We start from the raw sequence: 23,136 nt of genomic DNA, 5'->3' as shown, positions 1-23,136 counted from the left end.
CGAGCGCAGCGGCGCTTGCCGAAGGTCACGCGGTGGTGCTGATCAACGCGAGCGCAGTCGCTGCAGCGGGCTTTGCGTCGCGCTGGGCGCATCGGCCTGCAACAGCCGCTGGAACAAGCACTCCAGCGGCGTCTGCGCCTGGCGCTCGCCCGGCTGCGCTGCAGGCGCTGCGGGCTCGTCGAGCTGGCGCAATTTGCGCAGCGGCGCGAGCGCATCGAGCGGCGGGCCTGCCGTCTCTTCGGCAGGCACGGACCGGTGCGCCGCCGGCACTGCCTGCATGGCAATCGAAACGCTCGGCACCGATGCGGCAGGCGCCAACAGCGGCGCTGGCGTCTGCACGGCGTCCGCCGCAGCGGGGGCCTGTTCGACCGCTGCCGGGACCGGCGTTTGCGTCACTTCCGGCCTGCGCGGCGGCAGCTGGGTGTGGGCGAAATCCTGATAGCCCGCGCTCGCCGGCGTCCCCAACCGCGCGAACAGGCCGGACACATCGTCATGCCCGGATGCTGCCTTGTTGTTCTTCGGTGCCATCACACTCCCCTTGCCCGACTTCAGCCGTTCATGCCGTCCGCAGCAACACGAGGTTGCGCAGATCGACGCTGTCGCCTGGCGCGGTCTGCACCGCCAGGCCTGCCAGCATCCCCAGTTGCTGGAACCACCCTTCGTACACGCCCTGCAGGAACCCATCGCTCCATGCCGCACCATCCAGTGCCACGCTCAACGGCGCGCTGGCGTGCTGGATCCGCACGTGGTCGGCGTGGTCGTGCATCGCGCACTGGCCCCAATCACAGCGCTCCCACACGGCGTTGGCGGCCTGCTGCATCTCGTCCAGGGTCGTGCAGTGCGCCAGCCGGTGCTCGCGCGCGAAGCGCCGGCCGATGCGCGCCATCAACGGGGCCAGATCGTCCTCGGGCAACTCGGCGCCGAACTCGGCGGCCATCGCACGCACAAAGCCCAGCCACTGCCGGGAGCAGCTGCGCGCGCGGTACAGCGACAATGGGTCGGGTGCAGTCATACGGGCATCGCGTGGGGAGGAAGCCGTCCGTCAACGTCGCGTGCATCAAACGTGAAGTACGCGTGATGCCAATGTTAACGAACCCATGCGGCCAATTGAGCGCTGCATCGCATTTTTTTTGGCCATTCCCTGACAGGGCCGCCAAGCCCCGGCACACGCTGCCGCTACACGTCAGTCACTGCCGCGCGTGGTCACCCGCTTCCGGTATCGGCGGCAGGCCGAATACATCGCGCAGATAGCGCAGGTAGCCGGCGTCCTCGCACATGCTCTTGCCCGGCGAGTCACTGAGCTTTGCCACCGGCTGCCCATTGCAGCGGACCATCTTGATCACGATCTGCAGCGGCGTCGGCCCCAGGTCGTTGGTGAGGCTGGTGCCGACCCCGAACGCCAGCCGGCAGCGCGTATGGAAGTGCGCGTACAGCCGCATCACCTTGTCGATGTTGAGGCCATCGCTGAACACCAGCACTTTGGTCGCGGGGTCGATGCGGTGTGCCTGCAGGTGGGCGATGACGCGCTCGCCCCATTCGAACGGGTCGCCCGAATCATGCCGCATGCCGTCGAACAGCTTGCAGAAATACAGATCAAAATCGCGCAGGAACGCGTCCAGCCCCACCACATCGGACAGGGCGATACCCAGATCGCCGCGGTACTCGCGCGCCCACGATTCCAGCGCGGCCACCTGCGAGTCGCGCAGCCGCGGCCCCAACGCCTGGAATGCCTGCAGATACTCGTGCGCCATCGTGCCCAGCGGAGTCAGGCCGTAATGCTTGGCGAAATACACATTGCTGGTGCCGACGAACTGCTCGCCCAGGCCATCGCGCAGCAACGGCAGCAACTCGCCGTGCCAGTGCCGCGAATAGCGCCGCCGGGTGCCGTAATCGGCGATCTTGCAGCCGGCCGGCATGCTGCGCAGGCTGCTCACCTTCTCGCGCAGGCGGCGACGGCCTTCTTCGTAATCCGGCTCGGAGGTGTTGCGGAACCACACCTCGTTGATGATCGCCAGCAACGGCACTTCGAACAGGATGGTGTGCAGCCACGGGCCGCGGATGGTCAGCTCGATCTCGCCCGGATGGGTGGTCGATGCCGACAGCTGCAGATACTTGCGGTCCAGATGGAACAGCGCCAGGAAGTCGGCGAAGTCCGGCTTGATGAAGCGCAGGCCACGCAGATAGGCCACCTCGTCCTCGCGCAGCCGCAGCCGGCACAGCGCATCGATCTCGCGCGAGATCTCGTCGATGAACTGGGCCAGATCCACGCCGGGCGTGCGGCACTTGAAGCGGTAGTCGACCTGCGCGGCCGGATGCTGATGCAGCACCGCCTGCATCATGGTGAATTTATACAGGTCGGTGTCGAGCAGCGAATGGATGATCATGCCGCCGGATTATGCCCGCAGCGGCGATCGCGCTGCGTGCAAGCCGCCGATGCGTCCGAGAGGCGATGCGCTGCGCGGCGGCAGTGCGCTTCGCCCCGGCAAGTCACCTCGGCAATTGCGCCTGGCGTTCTCTTGGAGAGTGCCAGGCGCCATCGCTCAGCGCGCCAGCACCTGCTGCGCTGGTTTGCCCTGCACGGTGAAGTCGCTGTCGCCCGGGCCGCCGGCCTTGGGGTCGGTGTACCAGCACCACAGCGCGATACCTTCCACGCCGTGCGCCTGCAGCACCTTGCGCCACTGCTGCAACACCTGCAGCTGCAGGCGGGTGTCCACTGCAGCGGCGCGTTGCTCCGGGCTCTCCCAGGGCGCGGCCAGGCTACCGCGTGCAGAACGCAGCCCCAGCTCCGCCACCCACACCGGCTTGCCCACGCGCTGGCCCAGTTGCTGCAGGCGCTGCGCGGCGGCATCCATCTCGGCCGTGCGCGCGGCAGCCGCTTCGGACAGCCGCGGATACAGGCTGGTGCCCACCGCATCGAACAAGGACCAGTAACGGAAGCTTTCGGCGTGCTCCATGCCGTCGGCCACATACAGCAGCTTGCCGTGGTAGACCTTGCGCACTTCCGCCACCAGACCGGGCCACTGCGGCGCGTCCTGCAGCTTGCGCAGTTCGGTGCCGATCACCAACGCTTCGGCATGCTCGTCTTCGGCCAGCTTGGCCAACGGCAGCAACGCGTTCTGATACGCGGCAAACCAGGCTGCCTGGTCGGTGGGCGCGGTGTCGCCGGCCCAATGCCCGGGAATCCACACATGCACCTTGAGCGTGGCCTGCAGGCCGGCGTGGTGGCTCTGCCGCAACGCCGCGCGCATGGCCTCCACGCTGCTGTCGCTGCCCAGCACCGGATCGTTCGCCTGCGGGTTGGCTTGCCACACAAACGCGACCAGCAAGGCCTTGCTGGCGCCGGTCTTGGCCAGCGCATCCAGCGACTGTCCCGCCGCCTCGCTCTCCCACGGCGCATTGGCCGAGACCTTGACGTTGGCGCCCATCCACGTCGATGCATCGGCGTTGCAGCCATTGACCAGCATGCACGCCCCGACCAGAAACGCGGTACTCAGAACGCGTTTGAACATGCGGCGGATGCCTTGGTGGTGGACGCGGTCGTGGTGTGCGCGCAGTCCATTGCACCGATGACCGCAGTGTTCTTGTCCGGCTGCACGATTGCAGCAGTGGCGGGCGCGCTGACGCCGGACGCGGGCTGCGTGGGCGCGGCCACGTCCGCGACAGTCGCCACGGTGGGCTGCGCCTGCACGGCGTCCATCGCCGGCGTCGCCGCGCCGGTCGGCAACGACACCGGCGCGCTCACCACCACCGCCTCGCCCTGCAGCAAGGACTGCGCATCGGCAGGCGCCGCACGCATCCAGCTGCCCCAGCCCTGCGGCTGTACCCAGGCCGCACCGATCAGGCCCAGCAACAGCAGGCCGGCGGCCTGACTGCGCTGATCGGCATGCAGCGCGCGCAGCAGCAACGCTGCCGGCACCCACAGCAGCAGCAAGGCGTCGAACCCGGCCCAGCCGAAGGCGAATGACAGTGCCGCCGCACAGATCACGGTGCCGGCACTGGCCAGCACGCCGCGCGTGAGCGCACTGCTGCGGCTACGGGCCAGCAACGCCAGCACCGGGAAGCAGACCACCGCCGCCACGCCCCAACGCACGGCCGGCGACCAGCCTTGCGCATGCTCGGCCAGCGGCAACGGCAGCGGATGCGCGCCCTGCCCGATGCTGGACAGCGTCGGCCACGGGGCGTTGAACACGGTCAGATTGACGTAGGCCCACATGCCGACCAGAAACGCGAACGGCAGATAGCACACCAGATAGAACGAACCCGGCGCCTTGCGCAGCATCTGCGGCGGCATCACCAGCAGCAGCCACGGTGCCACCATCGTCGACAGCGCCAGTGTCTGCAGATCCAGGCACAGCAGGATGCACAACCAGCCGGCGATGCGCAGATAGGTGAAGGCCTCCACCGGCGTCTGCAGGCGGCGCAAGGTGCGGCACAAGCCGTAGAACGCCAGCAGACCCACCGCCTGGCTTCCGCCTGCGGCGATCGGCAGCAGGAACAGCGGATTGCAGCCCACCAGCACGGTCAAACCACTGGCCCAGCCGCGCCCGAACACGCCGGCCAGATCGCGCCACAGCAGCGACAGGAACAACGCGTTGGCGGCAACCGCCAGGAACGGCCAGACCTGGAACGGCAGGTTCCAGCTGTCCAGCCCCAGATTGATCGCCCACGACAACAGACCGGTTGCCGGCAAGCCGGCTGCTGGTGCGATTGCCGGTGTAGCGGAGCCGACCGACTGCAGCAGCAGCGGCTGGCTCAGCAGCGACAGGGCCACCACGGCAACCAGAAACGCCGGCAGCCCGCTGTGACGGCGCGGGACCGCCGACTCACTCTTCGAGTGCGGCGCGGCGCTCGTTTTCCGAATGCTTGCTGATGCCATGAGTGGTCTTCTCCCAATAGAACGGATTGTGGATCAGCTGCCAGAGACCCTTGTACGCGGCGATCGACTGCAGCACCCAATAAAAGGGCACGGTCAGCGCGTAGGGCGCCAGCTTGAAGTAGTCGCGCTTGAACGCAGCCACCAGCGTGATGTAGATGAAGAACGCATTGGCCAACAGCAGATTGACCAACGACACGGTCGCCAGCCACGGCGGGAAGAAGCGCTCGAACGCGGTTGTCCCGGTGACTGCCCAGACCACATACAGCGCCCACAGCACCGGCACGCCCAACGCGGTGAAGAAGCCGCCGCCAATGAAGAACTGGAAACCCCAGAAGCCCTTGAACCCGGTGCTGCGATACAGGTGCACCGGGTCGCGCATGTGCACCAGCCAGGTCTGCATGTAGCCCTTGAGCCAGCGCGAGCGCTGCCGGATCCAGTTGGGAATGCTGACGTTGGCTTCTTCGAACGTGGTGGAGTTGACCACGTTGACGCGGTAGCCGTTCTGGATCAGCCGCACGCCCAGGTCGGCGTCTTCGGTGACGTTGTACGGGTCCCAGGCGCGCACCTGGCGCAACACATCCAGACGGAAGTGGTTGGAGGTGCCGCCCAACGGAATCGGGATGCGCAGGTATTCCAGCGCCGGTAGGTAGAAGTCGAACCAGAGCGTGTACTCCAGCGTGAACATCCGCGTCAGCCAGTTCTCGTCGGCGTTGTAGTAGTTCAGCCGCGCCTGGATGCACGCCACATCCTTGTCGGCCTTGCGGAACGCGGCCACCACGCGCTTGAGCTGATCCGGCTCGGGCTTGTCTTCGGCGTCGTAGATGGTGAGCAGCTCGCCGCGCGCAAAATGCAGCGCGTAGTTGCAGGCCTTGGGCTTGGTCTTGGGCTGCGACGGCGGCACCCGGATGATTTCGAAGAACGCCTCCAGGCCGAGTTTCTTGGCGGCCTCGATGGTGTCGAAATCGTCTGCCTCCAGCACCAGCTTCACGTCGAGCTTGCTGATCGGGTAATCCAGCTTGCGCAGCGCGTTGGCCAGGATCGGCAGGACTTCCGGCTCCTTGTACATCGGCACCAGCACGGTATAGACCGGCAGGTCGTCGTCGCGCAGCGCGGCCACCTCGTCCTCAGTGACCTTGATGTCGATGCGGTGGCGCGAGCCGAACCACACCAGCAACAGCTTCAGGCCGAAGGTCGCCAGAAAGCCCAGCGCCACCAGCACGTTGACGGTGATCAGGGCCGGCACCGGGAACAGCACCATTGCGATCACCATCACCGCGGCGATCGCCCACAGCGTGAACTTCTGTCCGCGCGTCACCACCTGGCGCGCCGAGTACGTCGGCGCATGCGATGCGAGCAGGTTCAGCGCGTTGTCGGTGAGCTGCTCGTCGGCATAGCGCTGCAGGCTCCAGATGATGTCGAACTTGGCGGTGCCGACAAAACGCACGTCCTCGCCGTAGTGCGCGCGCGCCCAGGCAAACACCGCCGGGTCGGGATCGGCCACGGCCAGCACCAGCACACCGTCTTCGCGACGCCACGGCAGCAGCAGGCGCTGCGCGTAACTTTCCAGATCGCCCGGGGTGAGCAGCTCCGGATCCGGCGGCTGCTGCACCAGATCGATGAACTCGAGGCCGAAGTGCGCGGCAACGATGGCGTAGAACCGCTGCGCCGGCACGCCGCGCTGGGCCAGGATCACATCGCCCAGGCGCGAGTTCCAGCGTTGCTGCAACGCCAGCGCCGAGCGCAGCTGTTCGTCGGTGATGACGCCTGCCGTGACCAGCGCGCGACCCAACAGACCGCGTTCGCGGCCGATGTCCGGTGCTCGTCCCAGCGCGTCCATTTCGCAGGTGACCGTCATTGTCGTGGCGTCCTTAGAACCGCCACCAGGCGGCCACGAATGGCCCACCTGCGGCGCCGGTGTTGCGGCCCATCACTGGCTGCTGATATCCCACCTGCCACTGGCTGCCGCCCGGCGCGGTGTACAGCGTGGACAGCTGCAGCTTGGTGAGGTCGTAGTTGGTGCCGGTGGCGACAAAGCCGGAATCGCCAGGTGTCGAGCCAACGACAAACGCGTCGTTACGGCCATTGCCTAGGCCCTGGATCACGTTGACTTCGCCAAGCAGCAACCAGCTCGGGGTCAGACTCAGGCCGGTGGACGCGTCCACCCGCACTTCGTCGGAAGCGGCACTGCCGCGCAGGCGCACCGCGCCACCCAGATCGACGTAGCCGTTGCGCCCGCCCAGCGTGTAACCACGGCCGCGGCTGTAACGCAGCTCCAGGCCGTAGTCGCCCAGGCCGAGCGCGGGGTCGCGCCCAGGATTGTTCGGGTGATAGGTCTTGCTACGGCCATAGGCCGGGATGCTGACCAGGGCCTGCACCGAGCTACGCCAGACATCGTCGGCCGCGCCTGGCAGTGCGTAGCGCAGGCCGATCTCCTGATCGGCAAAGCCGGTGGTGCTGCGGCGTGCCCGTCCGGGCGCACCGTTCACCGGTTCGTCGTTGTTGAAACCGACTTCGGTGAAATAGAAATTGCCGATGAAGCTCAGCTTGTCGCTCAGGCCATGCTCGACGTAGACGTTGAGCTGGTCCTGGCGGCTGCGTCCGTTGTTGCCGAAATCGCCACGGTGGTGGGCATCGTCGAACCAGCCGGTGCCATCGCTATGCAGCGCCTTGACGATCACCAGGGTGTCGCCCTGCGGCTGGGTCCACGCGCCCGCCACGGCCGTGTCCGGCAAGGCCGCCATCAGGCAGCACAGCGCGAGCGCCGACAGCGCAGCCCCTGGCACGCGGGAAGCGATGGAATCAAGAGAAGAGGGCGAGACAACCGGACTGGACTGCAGCGCGGCGGCGCACGGCTGACGTCCCCGCAATTGCGGGTCGTTCTGTAAGGACATTGCACGATTCCTGATGGGGGACCCGGAAGGGACAGGAAGCTAGTGATTGATCACACTTCGAGGCGAAACGTATCACACATAAGTCCCGCCACCCATCACTGATTTATCACAAATTTAACGCGAGCGAACTCATCTCTTTCGCAACAATTTCGGTACCTGGGCGACGGCATGGGTCCAGATCGCCAGCCATACGCCCAGCCGGGTGAGCCACCCGCGCCGGCCCGCCTCGAACTTGCGGAAATAGCGCCACAGGCCGCGGTGCTTATGCCATTCGACAAAGAACGGCCGCGAACGACTGGACACGCCACGCACATGCACGACCCGCAGATCGTTGGCCACCGCCACCAGCGCACCGGCCTGGCGTGCCCGCCGGCACAGGTCCAGGTCTTCGGCATGCAGGCGGTAGGCGCCGTCCCAGCCGTCCAGCCGGTCGAACAGGCTGCGTTGCATCAGCATCAAGGCACCGGAAATGGCGTCCACCACCTGCAGGGGCGCAGCGGGATCGGCCGGCACCGCCAGCTGGGCGGCAGCGCGCGGTGCGCGCAGCATGGCGGCAAAATCCGGATCGCGACGGCGCACTGCGGCATCCGGCTGCCCGTCCTCGTCCACCTGCTCCACGCCCAACAGCACCGCCGCATGGCCGGCCGCGCGTGCGCACAGCTGCGCCAAAGTGTCGCGCTCGACCATCAGGTCCGGGTTGATGAACACCAACCAGGGCGCCTGCGAGTCGCGCGCGCCCTGGTTGCAGGCGCTCGCAAAACCCGGGTTGTCCGGATTGGCGATGAAGTGCAGCCGCGCATCGGCCAAGGCATGCCGCTGCACGACCTCCAGGGTGTCGTCGCTGGAGGCGTTGTCGACCACCCGGATCTCGCTGATGCCCTCGGCCGCGCGCAGCCGCGACAGGCACGCATCGATGGTGCTGCTGCTCTGATAGGTGACGACGACGGCGGCAATCTGGACGGGAGTCATCCGGTCATTATCCGGTGCCGGGGCGGCGCAACGCCATCGTGCGTCTGCCAGCGCCGACATGGCGGCTGGCAGCAGCAACAGGCATACTGCGCGCCCGGAACCGCCCAGCGGTTTTGCGCAGGCGCCGCCCACGGCGCGCCCCACATTTTTAGTGTCGAGATGACGGCCAGCGACCTTTCGGTGTTGCGCTGCCTTTTCATTCCCTGCAGTGCAACCGCCTGATGGCGGGCGCGCCGCAACGACGGCCTGGCAGCGCCGTCCGTGTTGTCGCCGGCGCGCGCGCCGGGTCCGCCGCTTCGGCACCGATCGACTGGTCTATACCACTGACCCGCACCGCATTGCCGGAGCCGGGCGCATGAGCACCTCGCATCAGGTGCATGGCATGAGCCTGGAGCTGGCGCTGCCGGACTGGCCGGTGTTGACCGCCGACGAAATCCGTCGCGTGCTGCAGCACTTTTCCGCTCCCGTCGGTAGCGAACTGATTCGCTGGCATAGCGCCCGCCCGTTTTCCGCCGCCGCCTGCGTGGACACCGCCAGCGGCACGCTCATCGTCAAGCGACATCACCGCAGCGTGCGCAATGTCGCCGCGTTGCGCGAAGAGCACGTCTTCATGGCGCATCTGCGCTGGGCCGGCGCACCGGTGGTCGAGGTGCTGCACGATGCCGCGGGCCGCACCGCCCTGGCCGATGCGGACTGGGTCTACGAAGTGCAGCGCGCCGGGCTCGGCCAGGACCTGTATCGGGATGCCTTGTCGTGGACGCCCTTTACCAGCGTCCCGCATGCGGCGGCGGCAGGTGCCGCGCTGGCACGCCTGCATCTGGCAGCGCAGGGATTCGATGCGCCGCCACGCCGCAGCAGCGTACTGGTGGCCAACCTGGCCCTGTTCGCGCAGGCCGACCCGCTCCGGGCGGTGGAACAGGCCTTGCTGTCGCGCCCCGGCCTGGCCGCCGATTTTCAGGACCGGCCCTGGCGCCGCGACCTGACCGACCACCTGTTGCCCTGGCACGCCCGGGCCTGGTCGGTGCTGTCGGCGCCTGGCGCGCTGCCGCCGCTGTGGACGCATGGCGACTGGCATGCCTCCAACCTGCTGTGGCGCACACACGACGATGGCGACGTCGAGGTCAGCGCGGTGTTCGACTTCGGCCTGTGCGACCGCAGTTTTGCGATGTTCGACCTGGCCACGGCGATCGAACGCAACCTGATTCCATGGTTGAACCTGGATGCGGGGCAGCGCGCGCAGCCGCAGCTGGAGCAGCTCGACGCCTTGCTGGACGGCTACGCCCGGCACTGCGCACTGGGCGCCACGCAGCTGCGGCAGCTGGCCGCCTTGCTGCCGATCGTGCATGCGGATTTCGCCCTGAGCGAGATCGAATACTTCGCCGGCATCACCCGCTCGGCCGACAACGCCGACATCGCCTATCACCGTTACCTGCTCGGCCATGCGGACTGGTTTGCCAGCGCCGATGGCCAGCATCTGCTCAATCACCTGCACGCGCGCGCGCGTCGGTTGCCATGAGCGTTTTTCCTTCTCCTTTTCGAGCCCTGCGCATGCACCTGCCCGCCCCTCTTCACCACCGCCGCCCGCTCGCGCTTGCACTTGCGCTGTGCATCGCCACGCCTGCCCTCGCGCAGCAACAACCCGGTGCCGAGGCGGTCGAGCTGGATGCGGTCAACGTGCGTGGCGAACGCGCCGACGCCAGCACGGCCTTGACCGGCTTCGGTGCCACGCGGCTGCTGGATGCGCCGGCCTCGATCGCGGTGATCGATCGCCAGCAATTGCTCGACCGTCAGGCACGCGTGCTCAGCGAGGTATTGCGCGCCGATGCCTCCGCGGGCGACGCCTACGCCCCGATCGGCTACTACGAGAATTTCGTTGTGCGTGGCTATTCGCTCAATGCCGCCAACAGTTACCGCATCAACGGCCTGAGCGCGGTGGGCGAGCAATCCATTGCACTGGAAAACAAGCAGCAGGTGCAGATCCTCAAGGGCCTGGCCGGGCTGCAATCGGGTGTCAACGAACCGGCCGGACTGATCGACTACCGCACCAAGCGGCCCGAGCACGTGCGCAGCGTGATCCTGGGCACCGACGAGCAGGGCTCGCGCTATGTCGCCGCCGACCTGGGCGACTGGTTCGGCGCCGAGCGCAGCCTGGGCCTGCGCGTCAACGCCGCGCGCGAAGACATCAACAGCTATGTCGACCACGCCGACGGTTATCGCAATTTCCTGTCGCTGGCCGGCGACTGGAAGATCAGCCCGCAGTCGCTGCTGCAGCTGGATGTGGAGTATCAGCATCGGCAGCAACGCTCGGTGCCCGGCTACCAGTTGCTCGGTGGCACGCAGGTACCGCGCGACATCGATGTGCATCGCCTGCTCGGCTACCAGCCGTGGTCGCGGCCGGTGGAGATGGATTCGCTCAATGCGCAGCTGCGCTACGCCTACCAGTTCAACGACAACTGGCGCGCCACCGCTGAAGCGTCACGCAGCCGCTCGGTGATCAACGATTTCTCCGCGTTCGCCTGGGGCTGTTATGGCGCGGCCAGTTGCGCCGACAGCGTCACCCCGAATTTCTTCAGCGCGCAGGGCGAGTACGACGTCTACGACTACCGCAGCCCCGACGACACCCGCGTGCACGATCAACTGCGCGCCACGCTGGAAGGCCGTGTGCTCACCGGCGCGCTGGATCACCGCCTGAGCATCGGCGGCGACTGGCTACGCCGCACCATCGATCGCTTCGGTTCGGTCAACGAATTCGTCGGCAGCGGCAGCATCGACCGCGACCCGGAGGTGTTTGCACAGACCGACGTCGCGCTGGACCCGAAGCAACGCCGCCTGGACAGCCGTCAACGTGCGTTGGTATTGGCCGACCGGATCGGTCTTGGGTCGCAATGGGAGCTGTCGCTGGGCGCGCGCTATGTGCGTCTGGACGAGCGCAGCTTCGACCGCGATGGCGTGCTGGAACGACGCACGCGCAAGGACACGCTGCTGCCGCAGGCCGCGCTGCTGTTCAAACCGCAGCAGCAGGTATCGCTGTACGCCAGCTACGCCAAGAGTCTGGCCGCCGGCGGCACCGCCCCGTGGTTTGCCGACAACGCCGATGAGATCCTGCCGCCGACCAATGCCTACCAACTGGAGACCGGCGCAAAATTCGATCTCGACGGCCTGCGCCTGGGCGCGGCGCTGTTCGACATCCGCCAGGCCTACCAGTTCACCCAGCCGCAGGTCGATGGTGGCCTGCGCTATGTGCAACAGGGCCGCCTGCACAACCGCGGCCTGGAGTTGTCGGCCGATGGCGCGGCCACCGCGCAGCTGCGCATCTTCGCCAGCGTCGCGGCGATCCGCGCGCGCGCCGAAGACACCGACATTGCCGAGTACGAAGGCCACCAGGCCATCAACGTGCCCAAGCTGCGCGCCAGCCTGCAGGCAGATTACAGCGTGCCCGGCATTGATGGCCTGGCGCTGCTGGCAGGCGTGCAATACAGCGGGCGCAAGTTCGCCGACCGGCTCGGCAACGCCAGCGTGCCGGCCTACACGGTGGCCAACCTGGGCGCGCGTTACGCCACTGCACTGGGCGGGCTGGCCACCACCTGGCGTTTGAACGTGGACAACGTGTTCGACAAGCGCTACTGGCGCGATAGCGGCGAATACCAGGGCGATGCCTATCTGTTCCCGGGCGCGCCGCGCACGGCGCGTCTGACCGTGCAGCTGGACTTCTAAACACAGCCGATGCGGCCATGCGATCCGCTGACGCATGAGCTGTATGGGTTACGACAGCGGTACTGCGCGGGCCGCGTGCGCTGCAGGTAGCGGCTGCAGGCGGTGAACGCGCTCGGCCTGCCTGCACGATCGCGTTGAACTGTTCTGCGTCCCTGCCCTCGATCCCTCTTCCATCAGACATCCTCCCCAGACCTTCCATGTCATTGCTCGAATCTGCCGCCGTCGTGATCAACCTGCTCGGTGTCTGGCTGACCGCGCGGCGCATTCGCTGGTGCTGGCCGGTCGGCATCGTGGCGGTGGCGCTGTATGCCTGGCTGTTCTATCAGTGGAAGCTGTACTCGGACATGCTGCTGCAAGGCGTCTACGTGCTGACCCAGCTGTACGGCTGGTGGCAGTGGCAGCGCGGGATGGCGGCACAGACACGCATTCGCCCGTTGCCGATGCCGCAGGCGGAGCTGTGGATCTCGCTATGCATCGGTGCCGTGTTCGCCGCCGCGCTCGGTGCCTACATGCATCACCGCACTGATGCCGCACTGCCTTGGGTGGACGCGGCGCTGGCCAGCTTCAGCCTGGTCGCCAGCGTCTGGGCCGCACGCAAGCGCATCGCCAACTGGATACTGTGGGTCGTGCTCGATTGCGTCTACGTGGGCGTGTTCGTCAGCAAGGGGCTGTATCCCACCGCACTGCTGTATGCAGGCTTCGTGCTGCTGGCGCTATATGGATGGCGCAGCTGGAAAACCCAACAGCAGCAGAACCTGGCAGGCCTTGCCTGAGCCACCTGCAGTTTGCGGGCGCGTTCTTCTTTACCATCGCTGCATGCACCTCTCTCATCTGACTGCCTTGCACCTGCGCCGCAGCCACCGTCGGCGGATCGCCGCATGAGCGCGTCGCGCCAACACGCCATCACCGAAATCGTCTCCGCGCAGATCGCCGCTGGCGAATGGGGCCCGGATCAGCGCCTGCCGGTGGAGCGCGAGCTTGCCGAACGCTTCGGTTGCACCCGCATCACCTTGCGTGAGGCCTTGCAGCAACTGGAAGCGCAGGGCCGCATCTACCGCGAGAACCGGCGCGGCTGGTTCGTCAGCGCACCGCGCGTGCGCTACGACCCCACCAGCATCGCCGGCTTCATGCAGTACGTGGCGGCGCAAGGGCGCAAACCGCGCACCGAGCTGTTGAGTGCCACCCGACAGGCAGCGGGGCCTGCCTACGCGGCCGCGCTACGGCTGGAGACGCCGTACGACGAAGTCTTCGTGCTGCAACGCCGGCGCTGGATCGACCGCCGCGCGGTGCTGCTGGAAACCAACGTGGTGCTGGCCGCCTGGGCGCCGGGCCTGCTGGAGCACGACCTGGCCGGCTCGCTGTCGAGCGTGTTCAACCAGAAACTCGGGCTGTTCCTGAGCCGCGCGCAATTGTCGATGCATCCGGCCGGGCTGGACGCCGCGCAAGCCCTGTTGCTGCAGTCCACCACCGGCACACCGTGCTTCCGGCTGCAGCGGATCAGCTTCGCCGAAGACGGCCGCGCGGTGGAGCTGGATATCGAATCCTGGCGCCACGATGCGCTGGATGTAGTGGTGCGGACCGAGGCACCGATGCGGTCGGCTTCTTGATCGGCTAACAAGACGACGTCACGTCAGTCACTGAACTGCGGCCTGGCTGCAGGGCCCTTGCCCGCCCACCATCGCAGGACACGCCGCAAGTACGTCCATGTAGGCTCTTACGCGGCATCCATGCCGCGTAAGGTCCCGCGACGGTGGGCGGGCAAGGACCAGTCGAGATGGTCGGTGTGCATGTTTTCAACAAAGCAACCGACTCACTCTCTGGTGCGGTGTCCTCGCCGATTGCGGGACCGTGTGGCGGCATGGATGCCGCCACCGAGCCCCCAGGGACGGGTTCACGGCGTGTCCCGCTAGCGGTGAGGGCACCGCGCCCTCGACCCACTCGGCGTTTGACCTGGACGTCCGATAGCATCCACCAACATACAGCCGACAAAGCCATTGCACTCACCGTACGGCGAGCAGTCGTCAGGTTGCATAGGACAGCGCTCAAGAACTGCACTGTACGAGTCCACCGAACACCGACTGCGCCCACCTGACGGTGAGCATGCCGCTTTGGAAGCTGTTCTACGCGTCAAATAGCCTGCGTTGTGGATCCGGCGGCGGTAAATCGGCTAGCAACTGCGCGAGTTGATCGCGCTGCGCACGTAGCGGGTCGTGCATCAGGAAGTTGGCCAGGCGTGCGTGCCAGGCCGGCCAGCGTGTGGCCAGTGCATCCATGTCGCCATCGGCAGGGCGGCCTTCGTGCGGCGAGGCGACAAAGGCGGTGTCGCACAGCACGTTGCGCCATCCCAGGCCAGCCATGCGCAGGCTCAGGTCCACCAGTGCCGCATACCAGGAGCCATAGCTGCTGGCGTCCAGGCCGCCGGCCTTGCGCCGCGCGCTGCCGCGCAGCAGCACCGCGTGGCCGATTGCCGACGGCAGTTCCGGATGCAATGGCGGCATCGCCGCGCACGCAGCGGCGAGCCGCTCCGGCGCGGCAGGCATCGGATTGAGTTCGCCCAGGCGTGGCCAGCTGCAGGCTTCGCCCACATTGCTCCACGGGGTGGCGGTGGCGATCGCCGCATCACGCGCAAAGCAGGCGTCGAGCTGATTCAACCACCCCGGCAGCGGGCAGGCATCCACACCCAGCACCACCACATCGGCATCGCCGCAGCCGCTGAGCATTTCGTCCAGATGGGCCACCTCGCCGAGCATGCGCTGACGACGGGTGTGATGCGCCTGCAGCCGCGTGCGCGCCAACCAGTGCGCGATCACCGCGCGGCCGCGCGGGCCGGCCTGCGCGTCGTCGGCCAACCACACCCGCGTGCCGGCGGGCGTGGCGGCATCCATTGCGCCCAGACAGGCATCCAGGGCCTCGTCGTCGGTGCCGACCGGCACCAGCACGACGGGCAATGCCGCACTCATTGCGGCTTCTGGCTGGGTTTCAGCGGCTCCATGGCTTTGAACTTCTGGCCGTATTCGTCGGTGAGATTGCGCGCTTCCTGCGGGTTGCGCACGATCGACGGAGTGATCAGCACGATGACTTCGCGGCGAGTGTTGTTTTTGCCTTTAGTTCCAAACAGCGCACCTACTACGGGCAACTTGCTGAGGAACGGAACGCCGTCGCTGGTGTCGGTCGTGCTGTCGTCGATCAGACCGGCCAACATGATGGTGTCACCGCTCTGCACTGCGGCCTCAGTTTTGACCCGACGTGTATTGATGTCGACATTACAAGCTGCAGCATTGACGGTTGCCGTTGCTGACGTACACGCAGCTGGACGGTCGCCTGGACTGCTGACTTCTTGAACTATATCCAAAAACACCATTCCATCCTTGGTTACGCGTGGACGCACTTTCAGAATCACGCCCGTGTCGATGTATTGGACTGAAGAGAAGCTACTGTCGCTACCAAGACCGGTATTGATGGAAGTTGAGTTAATTGCGATACGCGATCCGACATTAAGTGTAGCCTCGGCATTGTTTCGAACAAATACCGACGGCGTTTGCAACAGGCGGACGTTGGTTACACGGTCCAGTGCAGTGATGATGGCCGCAGCATTCTTGCCGAGAAAACTCCAAGCAAGCCCTCCACTGCCGACTTTCCCGGCGATGTCACCCCAGATGTTACGTCCCGCTGCATTTGCAAGACCAGCTCCCAGACCGATGCCCGTTCCATTGGTCAGACCGCCATCGGTCGCGGTTGCCGGTGCATTTACTGCATTTTCAAAATACCAGTTAACGCCGTAACTCAGCGCACCGGTCAAATTCACCTCGGCCACCTGCGCCTCGATATGCACCTGCATCGGCATCACATCGAGCTTTTCGATGACGTCGCGGATCGAATTCCACGACTGCGGGGTGGCGCGCACCAGCAAGGTATTGGTTTCGGCCACCGCCGACACGCCGACCTTGTCGCCTTCCACTTCCAGCGTCACCGCGCCATTGCCGTTGCTGCGCGGCGACAGCTGCAGGCTGCCGTTGCCCAGTCCACCGCTGCTGCTTCCACTGCCGCTGCTGCCGCCGAAGCTGCTGCCAGAGGAGCTGCCATCGCTGCTTTCGCCGATGCTGCCGCCGGTGGTGCCCGAGCTACCGCCCATGCTGCTGTCGCGGTTACCCAGGGCGCCGCCGAGCACGCTGGTTTCCGAGCCCGGGGCCAGCGAGGCGTTGGAGTCGCTGTTGTTGCCGCGCCCACCGAACACTTCCGACAGGCGGTCGGCCAGGTCCTTGGCCTTGATGTACTTCAACTCGTACGAGAACAGCCGCACGCCACCGCCGGCGCTGTCGATGCGGTCCAGCCACTGCTGGATCTGGTCCAGGTAGCGCGGCTGCGGGGTGATCACCAGCACCGCGTTGGCGTTTTCCAGCGGCATGAAACGGAACATGCCGGCGCTTGGTGTCTTGCTCTGTTCGCCGAATACCTTCTCCAGATCGGCCGAGACCTTTTCGGCCTTGCCGGACTGGATCGGGAACACGCCCACCGACATGCCCGACAGCCAGTCCACATCGAAGATCTGCACGGTGCGCAGGTAGTTTTCCAGCTCGGCGCGGGTGCCGCCCAGGGTGATCACGTTGCGCGAGGGATCGGTGCCGACGATGGCGTTCGGGCGCGCATAGGGCTCGAGCACCTTCTTCATTTCGCTGGCGGAGATGAACTTCAACGGCACCACGCGCACTTCGAAACCGCGCGCGGCAGACGGTGATGCGGTGCTGGGCGCGACGGTGCCGGCCAGCGCCTGGTCGGCCGGCACGATGTTGTAGCGGCCGCCGCTGAACACCATGCGTGCGTTGTTCCAGCCCAGCACCATTTCCAGTAGGTTCAAGGCCTGCGCCGGCGAGACCGGATTGGGCGTGGCCAGGGTCACGGTGCCCTGCACGCCGGGGGCGATGACGTAGTTCTGCCCGAGCATGTCGCCCAGGATCGCCTTGACCACCGCCTGCACCGACTCGCCTTCGAAATTGAAGGTGGCGCTGCCGCTGCTGGCCATGCCCAGCGTCGGTGCCGGCGCGCTCGCCGCGCTCTGGTTGATCATGGTGCCGCTGCCACGCCGGATCACCGGGGTGGGCTTGGCGCTGGCATTGCCCTCGGCGCGTTGCTCGGCACCGGTCTGAGTAGCGCCGGCGGCGCCGACTTGCGGGTCCAGGCGCGCGTCGCGGCGCACGTCCGGCGGCGGAGTGGTGGCGCAACCGGCCAGCAGGCCGATCAGCAGGGACACGGGAAACAGGCGCTGCGTCATGCGTTCACTCATTGGGTCTGACCGGGGGTAGAGCCGCTCTGGCGCTGCTGTTGCAGCTGGCGGCGTCGGGCTTCGATACGTTCGCGGATGGCGCGCATCTGATCATCGGAGGGGCGTGGGGCTTCCTGGGCGCCATCGCTGCGCTGCGGCGGCACCGTCGGCGGTGTCTGCCCACCGGGCTGCTGTGGCGGCGTGGTGGGCTGGGTCTGCGGCGGCTGCGTCGGTGCGACCGCGGCGGCATCGGGCGACGGTAATGGCGGGACGGCGCCGGCAGCGCCACGCGCGCCCGCATTGGCGGTGGGCGGTTGCCCGCCCAGGCCGTTGAACACGTGCAGCTCCAGTGTCTGGGTGCCGCCGGGGCCTTCGATGGTTGCGCTGCGCGGCTGCAGGGCGAGCAGGCGCCAGCCCTTGACCGCTTCGCCGCCCAACTGCACCCGCACCGAATCCTGTGGGTCCAGCGTCAGCGTGGCCATCTTGAAGTTGTCCGTCAGCAGCACGCCGGTCAGGCGCACCGTCGAGGCGGCACTGCTGCCGTCGTTGCCGGACAGGAAGAACGGATGCGGCAGGCGGTCTTCGGCGAAGGCCGGATGCGCGGCGATCTCCGAATATTTTTCGAACGCGCCCAGCCGTTCCGGCGCCGGTGCCGGCAGGGTGGGCAGGCGCTGCACCAGGGCCGGGTCGTCCGGCAGCAGCTCCACGCGCTTGCCCAGCCCGGCCACGGCCAGCACGCACACCAGCAGCGCCCAGCCGACCACGGTGGCCAGCAGCCAGGTGCGCAGACCGATCATGTCAAGGCGCATTGCTGGCCTCCGCGGCGTCGGGGGCGGCGGGCGCGGCGTCGGTGTTCAACGGCGCGGCGCTGGCGCCGGGGCGCAGGTAGCCGGCCAGTTCGAAGGCGATGTCCAGGCCGTTGCCGCTTTCGTTGGGCGAGAGTTGGTAGCGCTGCGCCATCACGTTGAGGTTGTCCACGAACAGGCGCGGGGTGCCGTTTTCCAGGCTGTACAGCACCGAGGCCAGCTCCGGCGTGCCGCAGCGCAGGCGCACCTGCACCGCGACGCGGGTGAAGCGGTCCTTGCTTTCTGGCTGTAGCGGCGAGCGGTTGCTGATCGCGCAGCTGCGGTTGCCGGGGCTGGCTTCCACCACCGCGCGTTCCAGCCGCTGCACCAGGCCGGCCGATGCCAGTTCGGCCGAGGTTTCCGGCAGGAAGCCCGGGCGGCTTTCCAGGGTCTGGCGCGCCTGGCGTAGCCGTTTGCTGACTTCCGGCGCCTGCTGCAGTTGCACGCGCACGCGCAGCTCGCGCTCGCGCAGCGCTTGCAGGTCGTCCTGCACCGCGATCATCGGCTGGGTGAACCAGGGGTGCACCAGCACCAGATAGGCCACGCCGATCACCAGCAACAGCAGGCCCAAAGCGATCCAGCGATCGCGCTTAACGCTGCGTGGCATCGGCCGCCTCCTTGGCATCGGGGCCGGCCAGTTCGGCGGTGATGGTGAAGCGGTCGACGTTGCGACCGGCATCGCTCTGCAGTACGCCGGTCAGCGAGGGCGTGCGCCACAGTGGCGAGCCTTCCAGGCGCCGCACCAGCGAGGAGGCTTCGTTGCTCAAGCCGATCAACTGCAATTGCCCGCCTTCGACCGAGAATTTTTCCAGATAGGTGCCGCCCGGCAGACGCCGGCTCAGCTCGTCCCAGATTTCCACCGAGGTGGGGCGGGTGGCGCGTTGCTGCTGAAAGAAGTTGGCCCCTTCGACCAGATCCAGCAATTGCTGGCGTTCGGCGGCGACCTGGCGCGCACGTGCGGCGTTGGCCTGCACCTTGGCACGCAAGTCGTCGGCGGCCTGGCGGCGGTTGTCCAGCAGCAGCCAGCCGGCCACGGCCAGCAGCACCAGTGCGGCGGCGGCCAGCAACAGATTCCAGCGCTGCATCGGGTCGCTGCGCCGCAGCCGCCGCGCCGGCGGCAGCAGGTTCACGCCCAGTGGCAGGCCCTGCGCATTGGCGACATCGATGCCGGACAAGGCGCTGGCCCATGCGTCGGGCACGCCGTCCGGGCCATCGATCAGGCGCCGCGGCACCACCACCAGTTCGGCATCGAGCTGGCCGTCCTCGCGCACGTCCAGCACGCGCGCATCGAAGTACACCTGGTCGGCAGTGAACGGGGTTTGCCGATCGATCTCGAAGCGCGCCACATCCTGCAGGCGCGCCGCTGCCGCAGCAGGCAGGCGCAACGGACGACGCAAGGCATGCGCGGCCGGCAGCAGCCAATGCCGCGGCAGGCCTTCCAGCGCGGTCGGCAACAAGGCATGCACTTCCTGCGGCTGCACCGGCCACGGCAGGCTGGCGATGGTCTCGCTGCTGTGATCGCGCTGACGCAGCAACTGCAACGCCTGCCCATCGGGCTGCAACAACAGCCGCGACGGCGACAGGCCCAACTGCCATTGCCAGCGCTGCGGCAGCCAGGCCAGCAGCGATTGTTGCCACCAACGCCAGAAGCCTCCGGCTCCCGGCATGGCGCGTACGCCGATACGACCCAAGGTGTCCCGCCATGCGGTCATTGCACTGCTGCTCCCTCTTCCCAACGCAACACGGTATATGCAGACCCAGGTAATGCGGACGCACTGGTGGAGACCACCGCCCGCAACACAGCCTCGCGTCCCTGACTCAGTCGCGCCCGGCTCTCGATACTATAAGTGTCCGACCCACCGACCGTCGCCTCGCTGCCCGGCAAACCCGGCGGCGCGTCACGCTGGGCCAGCAGTTGCCGCGCATCCAGGCCCATCGCGGTCAGCACCGGGCCCGGCGCAAAGCGCGCTTCGGGGCGCGAGCGTCCGCTGTACAGGGTGAGGTTGGGCAACAGCTTGCGATACAGCTCGCCATCCATTCCCAGCACCAGGCGCAACTCGCCCAGCGTTTCGAACGGGCCATCCTTGGCACCGTATGGCAATCCGGCATCGGCATAATCGCGGTCTTCCGCGCCACCGCCGGGCTGGCTGAGCGAATCGCCATCGCGCCAGTCGACGATCGCGCCGGCAATGCGCGTATCGCGGCCCTGCTCGCCACCGACCGCGCGTACCAGGCCGGCCAGCAGCGCGGGCTCGGCCATGTTCAAGTCCACCTTGCCGCTTTCATCGGTAATGCGGATCTCCACCGTGGCATCGTCCATCTGCCAACGATAGCGCCGGCCGTCTGCAAGCCAGCGTGCCTGGGTGTCGGTGCTTTGCAGGCGGGACAATGCGTATTCCAGCCCGGAGCGCGCATATTCCTGCGCCTGCGCGCCATTGCGCAGCATGCTGCCCTGCAGTGCTTCCACCCGCGCGGTCAGCGCGAATGCGCCGATCATCGCGGTGAGCAGCGCAATCAGCCACAGCACCAACACCAGCGCGGCACCGCGCATTGCGCTCATTGCCCTGCTCCCGGGTTGCTGGATTGCGGCAAGGCCACCACCAGCGGCGGCCAGGCGGCACCGCCGCTACGGATCTCGATGCGCACCAGCAACGGCAGACGGTCGTGCCATTCCCACTGCGGCAACCATGCGCTCAGGCGGCCGCTCTGCGGATCCATGCCGCGATACCGAAAGCTCACCTGCTGCACGTCTTCGGCAAGTGTTTCCGGCGGCAGCGTGGTGCCCTCTTCGATCGACTTGCCCGATTGCAGCATGGTCAACGCGATCCGCAGCGTGCGCTGCTCGCCATCGCCGGCCACCGACAGATCGTGCAGGTACGGCCCACCGCGGCCCAGGTAATCCGGTACATCGGCGGCAAAACGCAGGCGCTGCGGTTCGCCGATGAACAGCATCGGCTGCTGACTCTGCGGGTCGATGCCCATTGCGATCGGCAGTGCCGCCGCCAGCCGCCGGCGCAGGAATTCTTCCACCGCACGCACGCGTTCGCTGCGCTGGGCAATCGCCTCGCCGCGCTGGCTGACCGCACTGGCCGAGCGCAAGGTGGCAAACGCCAATGCCAGCCCGCCGACCAGCAACATCGTCGCCAGCAACACTTCGATCAAGGTGAAGCCGGCACTGCGCGAGCGACTCATGGCGCGCTGCCCGGCTGCGCCGCAGCCACCAGCCGCAAGGTGCGCCACTGCAGGACCTGATTGGGCTGCTCGCCCCAGCGCACCACCAGGGTCAGCTGCAGCAGCGTGTGCGCGCCGGGGGAGACCGGCGCCTGCGGATTGCGTCGCGGCTCGTCGTACGGGCGCACATCCATCGACCAACGGAAATGCCCGTCTTCGAAGGTGCCTTGCTGCTGCTCGGGCACCAGCGGTTTGTCCATGCCCTGCGCTGCCAGCAACGATTGCGCATGCAGGGTGGCGCGCGTGCTCTCGTCGGCCGCGCGCACCTGACGCGCGGCACCGGACAGCGATCCCAGCAACAGACTCAACGCCAGCGCCAACAACGCAAAGGCGACGATCACCTCGATCAGCGTGTAACCGCGCTGGCGCTTCATGGCGACGGCGTCCGCAACTGGCCGGAACGCACTTCGCCGGTGATCCAGCCCACGTCCACGCGCCAGGTCGCATCCTTGACGCGCAGATCGATGCGCCCGCCGGTGGAGGCGCCATCGGGGAAGAACTGGATGGCGCCCTGATCCTGCCGCGACTGCACCTGCCGCGCGCCGGTGAAACGCACCTCCAGCGACGACGGCAGATCGCCGTGATGGCCGCCGGGTGCTTCCCAGCGGCGCTGCTGCGGATCGATCAGAAACCGCTGCGGCGTGCCGGTGGCAATCGCCTGGGTGCGCGTATAGCGCAGCTGCGAGGCGATCGCCTTGCCGGCGGTGCGCAGGCGCATGCCGTCGATTCCGCCGTTGAGCGCGGCGGCGGCCAATACGCCGGCCATCGCGATCAGGGCGATGACCAGCAACATCTCCAGCAACGAACTGCCACGCGTGCGGGGACGACCAGGGCCGACCACTCCATGCGGATGACGCAACGGCTGACACGCAACGCGCATGGCGAACGGCTTATTGGTACTTGATGTCCGCGTCGTAACTGCTGCCACCGGGGCGGCCGTCCTTGCCCAGGCTGATCAGATCGAACGGCTGGCCATCGCCGGGCGCGCGGTATTCGATGGTGTGGCCCCACGGGTCATTGAGTTCGGCCGGCTTGGCATACGGGCCCAGCCAGCCGCTGCTGCCACCGGGCTGGGTCACCAGATCATCGAGCTTGCTCGGCAACTTGCCGGTGTCGAGCTGGAAATTCTCGATCTTGCCGGCCAGGGTCTGGATCTGCGACTTGGCCAGGTTGGCCTTGCCGCGATCGGCACCACCGAGTACACGGCTGCCGACCAGGGTCAGCACCGCGCCGATCAGGACGATGACGATGATGATTTCCAGCAGGCTCATGCCGGCCTGGCCTGCACGCGACGGACTACGGGTGATGGAGCGCTTGATCATGAACGATTTCCTTGCACGTCGATGAAAG

Annotated in this window: 22 protein-coding genes; 4 read left to right on the top strand and 18 right to left on the bottom strand. The window is 67.0% G+C overall.

Annotation, left to right across the window (positions count from 1 at the left end):
- Positions 1 to 42: 42 nt before the first annotated feature.
- From DYQ94_RS15550 to DYQ94_RS15515, 8 genes are all read right to left on the bottom strand, one after another.
- On the bottom strand, positions 43 to 528 hold the full coding sequence (locus tag DYQ94_RS15550) for a hypothetical protein (protein WP_024939099.1): 486 nt from the start codon (positions 526 to 528) through the stop codon (positions 43 to 45).
- Positions 529 to 556: 28 nt separating this feature from the next.
- Positions 557 to 1,012 (bottom strand): cellulose biosynthesis protein BcsD, encoded by a 456-nt coding sequence (bcsD, locus tag DYQ94_RS15545; protein ID WP_104567975.1) that lies wholly within the window; start codon positions 1,010 to 1,012, stop codon positions 557 to 559.
- 175 nt (positions 1,013 to 1,187) lie between these two features.
- Positions 1,188 to 2,384 carry a nicotinate phosphoribosyltransferase gene (gene pncB / locus DYQ94_RS15540; RefSeq protein WP_126966653.1) on the bottom strand — a complete coding sequence of 399 codons (1,197 nt, stop codon included), beginning with the start codon at positions 2,382 to 2,384 and terminating at the stop codon, positions 1,188 to 1,190.
- Between the two features lie 156 nt (positions 2,385 to 2,540).
- Positions 2,541 to 3,509, bottom strand: a complete 969-nt coding sequence (locus tag DYQ94_RS15535; RefSeq protein ID WP_126966652.1) for a glycoside hydrolase family 113 — start codon at positions 3,507 to 3,509, stop codon at positions 2,541 to 2,543.
- Positions 3,491 to 4,774 carry a hypothetical protein gene (locus tag DYQ94_RS15530; protein WP_184429086.1) on the bottom strand — a complete coding sequence of 428 codons (1,284 nt, stop codon included), beginning with the start codon at positions 4,772 to 4,774 and terminating at the stop codon, positions 3,491 to 3,493. Before DYQ94_RS15530 ends, DYQ94_RS15535 begins: the two co-directional genes overlap by 19 nt.
- A 49-nt stretch (positions 4,775 to 4,823) precedes the next feature.
- On the bottom strand, positions 4,824 to 6,731 hold the full coding sequence (locus DYQ94_RS15525; RefSeq protein WP_024939104.1) for a glycosyltransferase family 2 protein: 1,908 nt from the start codon (positions 6,729 to 6,731) through the stop codon (positions 4,824 to 4,826).
- Between the two features lie 13 nt (positions 6,732 to 6,744).
- Positions 6,745 to 7,767: a hypothetical protein gene (locus tag DYQ94_RS15520; protein ID WP_160955009.1), complete on the bottom strand. Its 1,023-nt coding sequence runs from the start codon at positions 7,765 to 7,767 to the stop codon at positions 6,745 to 6,747.
- A 129-nt stretch (positions 7,768 to 7,896) separates the two neighbouring features.
- A complete protein-coding gene (locus tag DYQ94_RS15515; protein WP_126966650.1) occupies positions 7,897 to 8,736 on the bottom strand; it encodes a glycosyltransferase family 2 protein in 840 nt (279 codons plus the stop codon).
- Between the two features lie 355 nt (positions 8,737 to 9,091).
- Between DYQ94_RS15515 and DYQ94_RS15510 the strand changes: the two genes are divergently transcribed.
- From DYQ94_RS15510 to DYQ94_RS15495, 4 genes are all read left to right on the top strand, one after another.
- Positions 9,092 to 10,252: a phosphotransferase enzyme family protein gene (locus DYQ94_RS15510; protein ID WP_126966649.1), complete on the top strand. Its 1,161-nt coding sequence runs from the start codon at positions 9,092 to 9,094 to the stop codon at positions 10,250 to 10,252.
- 32 nt (positions 10,253 to 10,284) lie between these two features.
- A complete protein-coding gene (locus tag DYQ94_RS15505) occupies positions 10,285 to 12,450 on the top strand; it encodes a TonB-dependent receptor (protein WP_126966648.1) in 2,166 nt (721 codons plus the stop codon).
- A 197-nt stretch (positions 12,451 to 12,647) separates the two neighbouring features.
- Complete coding sequence (gene pnuC / locus DYQ94_RS15500) at positions 12,648 to 13,223, top strand: nicotinamide riboside transporter PnuC (protein ID WP_126966647.1); 576 nt, start codon at positions 12,648 to 12,650, stop codon at positions 13,221 to 13,223.
- Positions 13,224 to 13,328: 105 nt separating this feature from the next.
- Positions 13,329 to 14,057 (top strand): UTRA domain-containing protein, encoded by a 729-nt coding sequence (locus DYQ94_RS15495; RefSeq protein ID WP_104575375.1) that lies wholly within the window; start codon positions 13,329 to 13,331, stop codon positions 14,055 to 14,057.
- Between the two features lie 513 nt (positions 14,058 to 14,570).
- On the opposite strand, the gene DYQ94_RS15490 is transcribed toward DYQ94_RS15495, so the two are convergent.
- From DYQ94_RS15490 to gspG, 10 genes are read right to left on the bottom strand one after another with little or no spacing between them, the layout of a single operon-like run.
- Positions 14,571 to 15,410 carry a glycosyltransferase family 2 protein gene (locus tag DYQ94_RS15490; RefSeq protein WP_046344326.1) on the bottom strand — a complete coding sequence of 280 codons (840 nt, stop codon included), beginning with the start codon at positions 15,408 to 15,410 and terminating at the stop codon, positions 14,571 to 14,573.
- A complete protein-coding gene (gene gspD / locus DYQ94_RS15485; RefSeq protein WP_126966646.1) occupies positions 15,407 to 17,731 on the bottom strand; it encodes a type II secretion system secretin GspD in 2,325 nt (774 codons plus the stop codon). The genes DYQ94_RS15490 and gspD overlap by 4 nt, the downstream gene beginning before the upstream one ends.
- Positions 17,728 to 18,519, bottom strand: coding sequence for a type II secretion system protein XpsN (xpsN, locus tag DYQ94_RS15480; RefSeq protein ID WP_065032854.1), 792 nt, complete (start codon positions 18,517 to 18,519; stop codon positions 17,728 to 17,730). Before xpsN ends, gspD begins: the two co-directional genes overlap by 4 nt.
- Positions 18,509 to 19,162, bottom strand: coding sequence for a type II secretion system protein GspM (gspM, locus tag DYQ94_RS15475; RefSeq protein ID WP_016901906.1), 654 nt, complete (start codon positions 19,160 to 19,162; stop codon positions 18,509 to 18,511). Before gspM ends, xpsN begins: the two co-directional genes overlap by 11 nt.
- Positions 19,146 to 20,267, bottom strand: coding sequence for a PilN domain-containing protein (locus tag DYQ94_RS15470; RefSeq protein ID WP_029219000.1), 1,122 nt, complete (start codon positions 20,265 to 20,267; stop codon positions 19,146 to 19,148). Before DYQ94_RS15470 ends, gspM begins: the two co-directional genes overlap by 17 nt.
- Positions 20,264 to 21,115 (bottom strand): type II secretion system minor pseudopilin, encoded by an 852-nt coding sequence (locus DYQ94_RS15465; RefSeq protein ID WP_016901924.1) that lies wholly within the window; start codon positions 21,113 to 21,115, stop codon positions 20,264 to 20,266. The genes DYQ94_RS15470 and DYQ94_RS15465 overlap by 4 nt, the downstream gene beginning before the upstream one ends.
- Complete coding sequence (locus DYQ94_RS15460; protein ID WP_016901925.1) at positions 21,112 to 21,747, bottom strand: type II secretion system protein J; 636 nt, start codon at positions 21,745 to 21,747, stop codon at positions 21,112 to 21,114. The genes DYQ94_RS15465 and DYQ94_RS15460 overlap by 4 nt, the downstream gene beginning before the upstream one ends.
- Entirely contained in the window at positions 21,744 to 22,160 is a 417-nt protein-coding gene (xpsI, locus tag DYQ94_RS15455) for a type II secretion system protein XpsI (RefSeq protein ID WP_029218999.1), read from the bottom strand. Before xpsI ends, DYQ94_RS15460 begins: the two co-directional genes overlap by 4 nt.
- Entirely contained in the window at positions 22,157 to 22,666 is a 510-nt protein-coding gene (gene xpsH, locus DYQ94_RS15450; protein WP_104570683.1) for a type II secretion system protein XpsH, read from the bottom strand. The genes xpsI and xpsH overlap by 4 nt, the downstream gene beginning before the upstream one ends.
- Positions 22,667 to 22,676: 10 nt before the next feature.
- Positions 22,677 to 23,108, bottom strand: coding sequence for a type II secretion system major pseudopilin GspG (gene gspG, locus DYQ94_RS15445; RefSeq protein ID WP_024939118.1), 432 nt, complete (start codon positions 23,106 to 23,108; stop codon positions 22,677 to 22,679).
- Positions 23,109 to 23,136 lie beyond the last annotated feature (28 nt).

This window comes from Xanthomonas sp. LMG 8993 (genome assembly GCF_009835065.2).
Taxonomy (GTDB): Bacteria; Pseudomonadota; Gammaproteobacteria; order Xanthomonadales; family Xanthomonadaceae; genus Xanthomonas; species Xanthomonas arboricola.
Note: the sequence above shows the minus strand (reverse complement) of the source record. Positions and strands in the feature narration are given on the sequence as shown.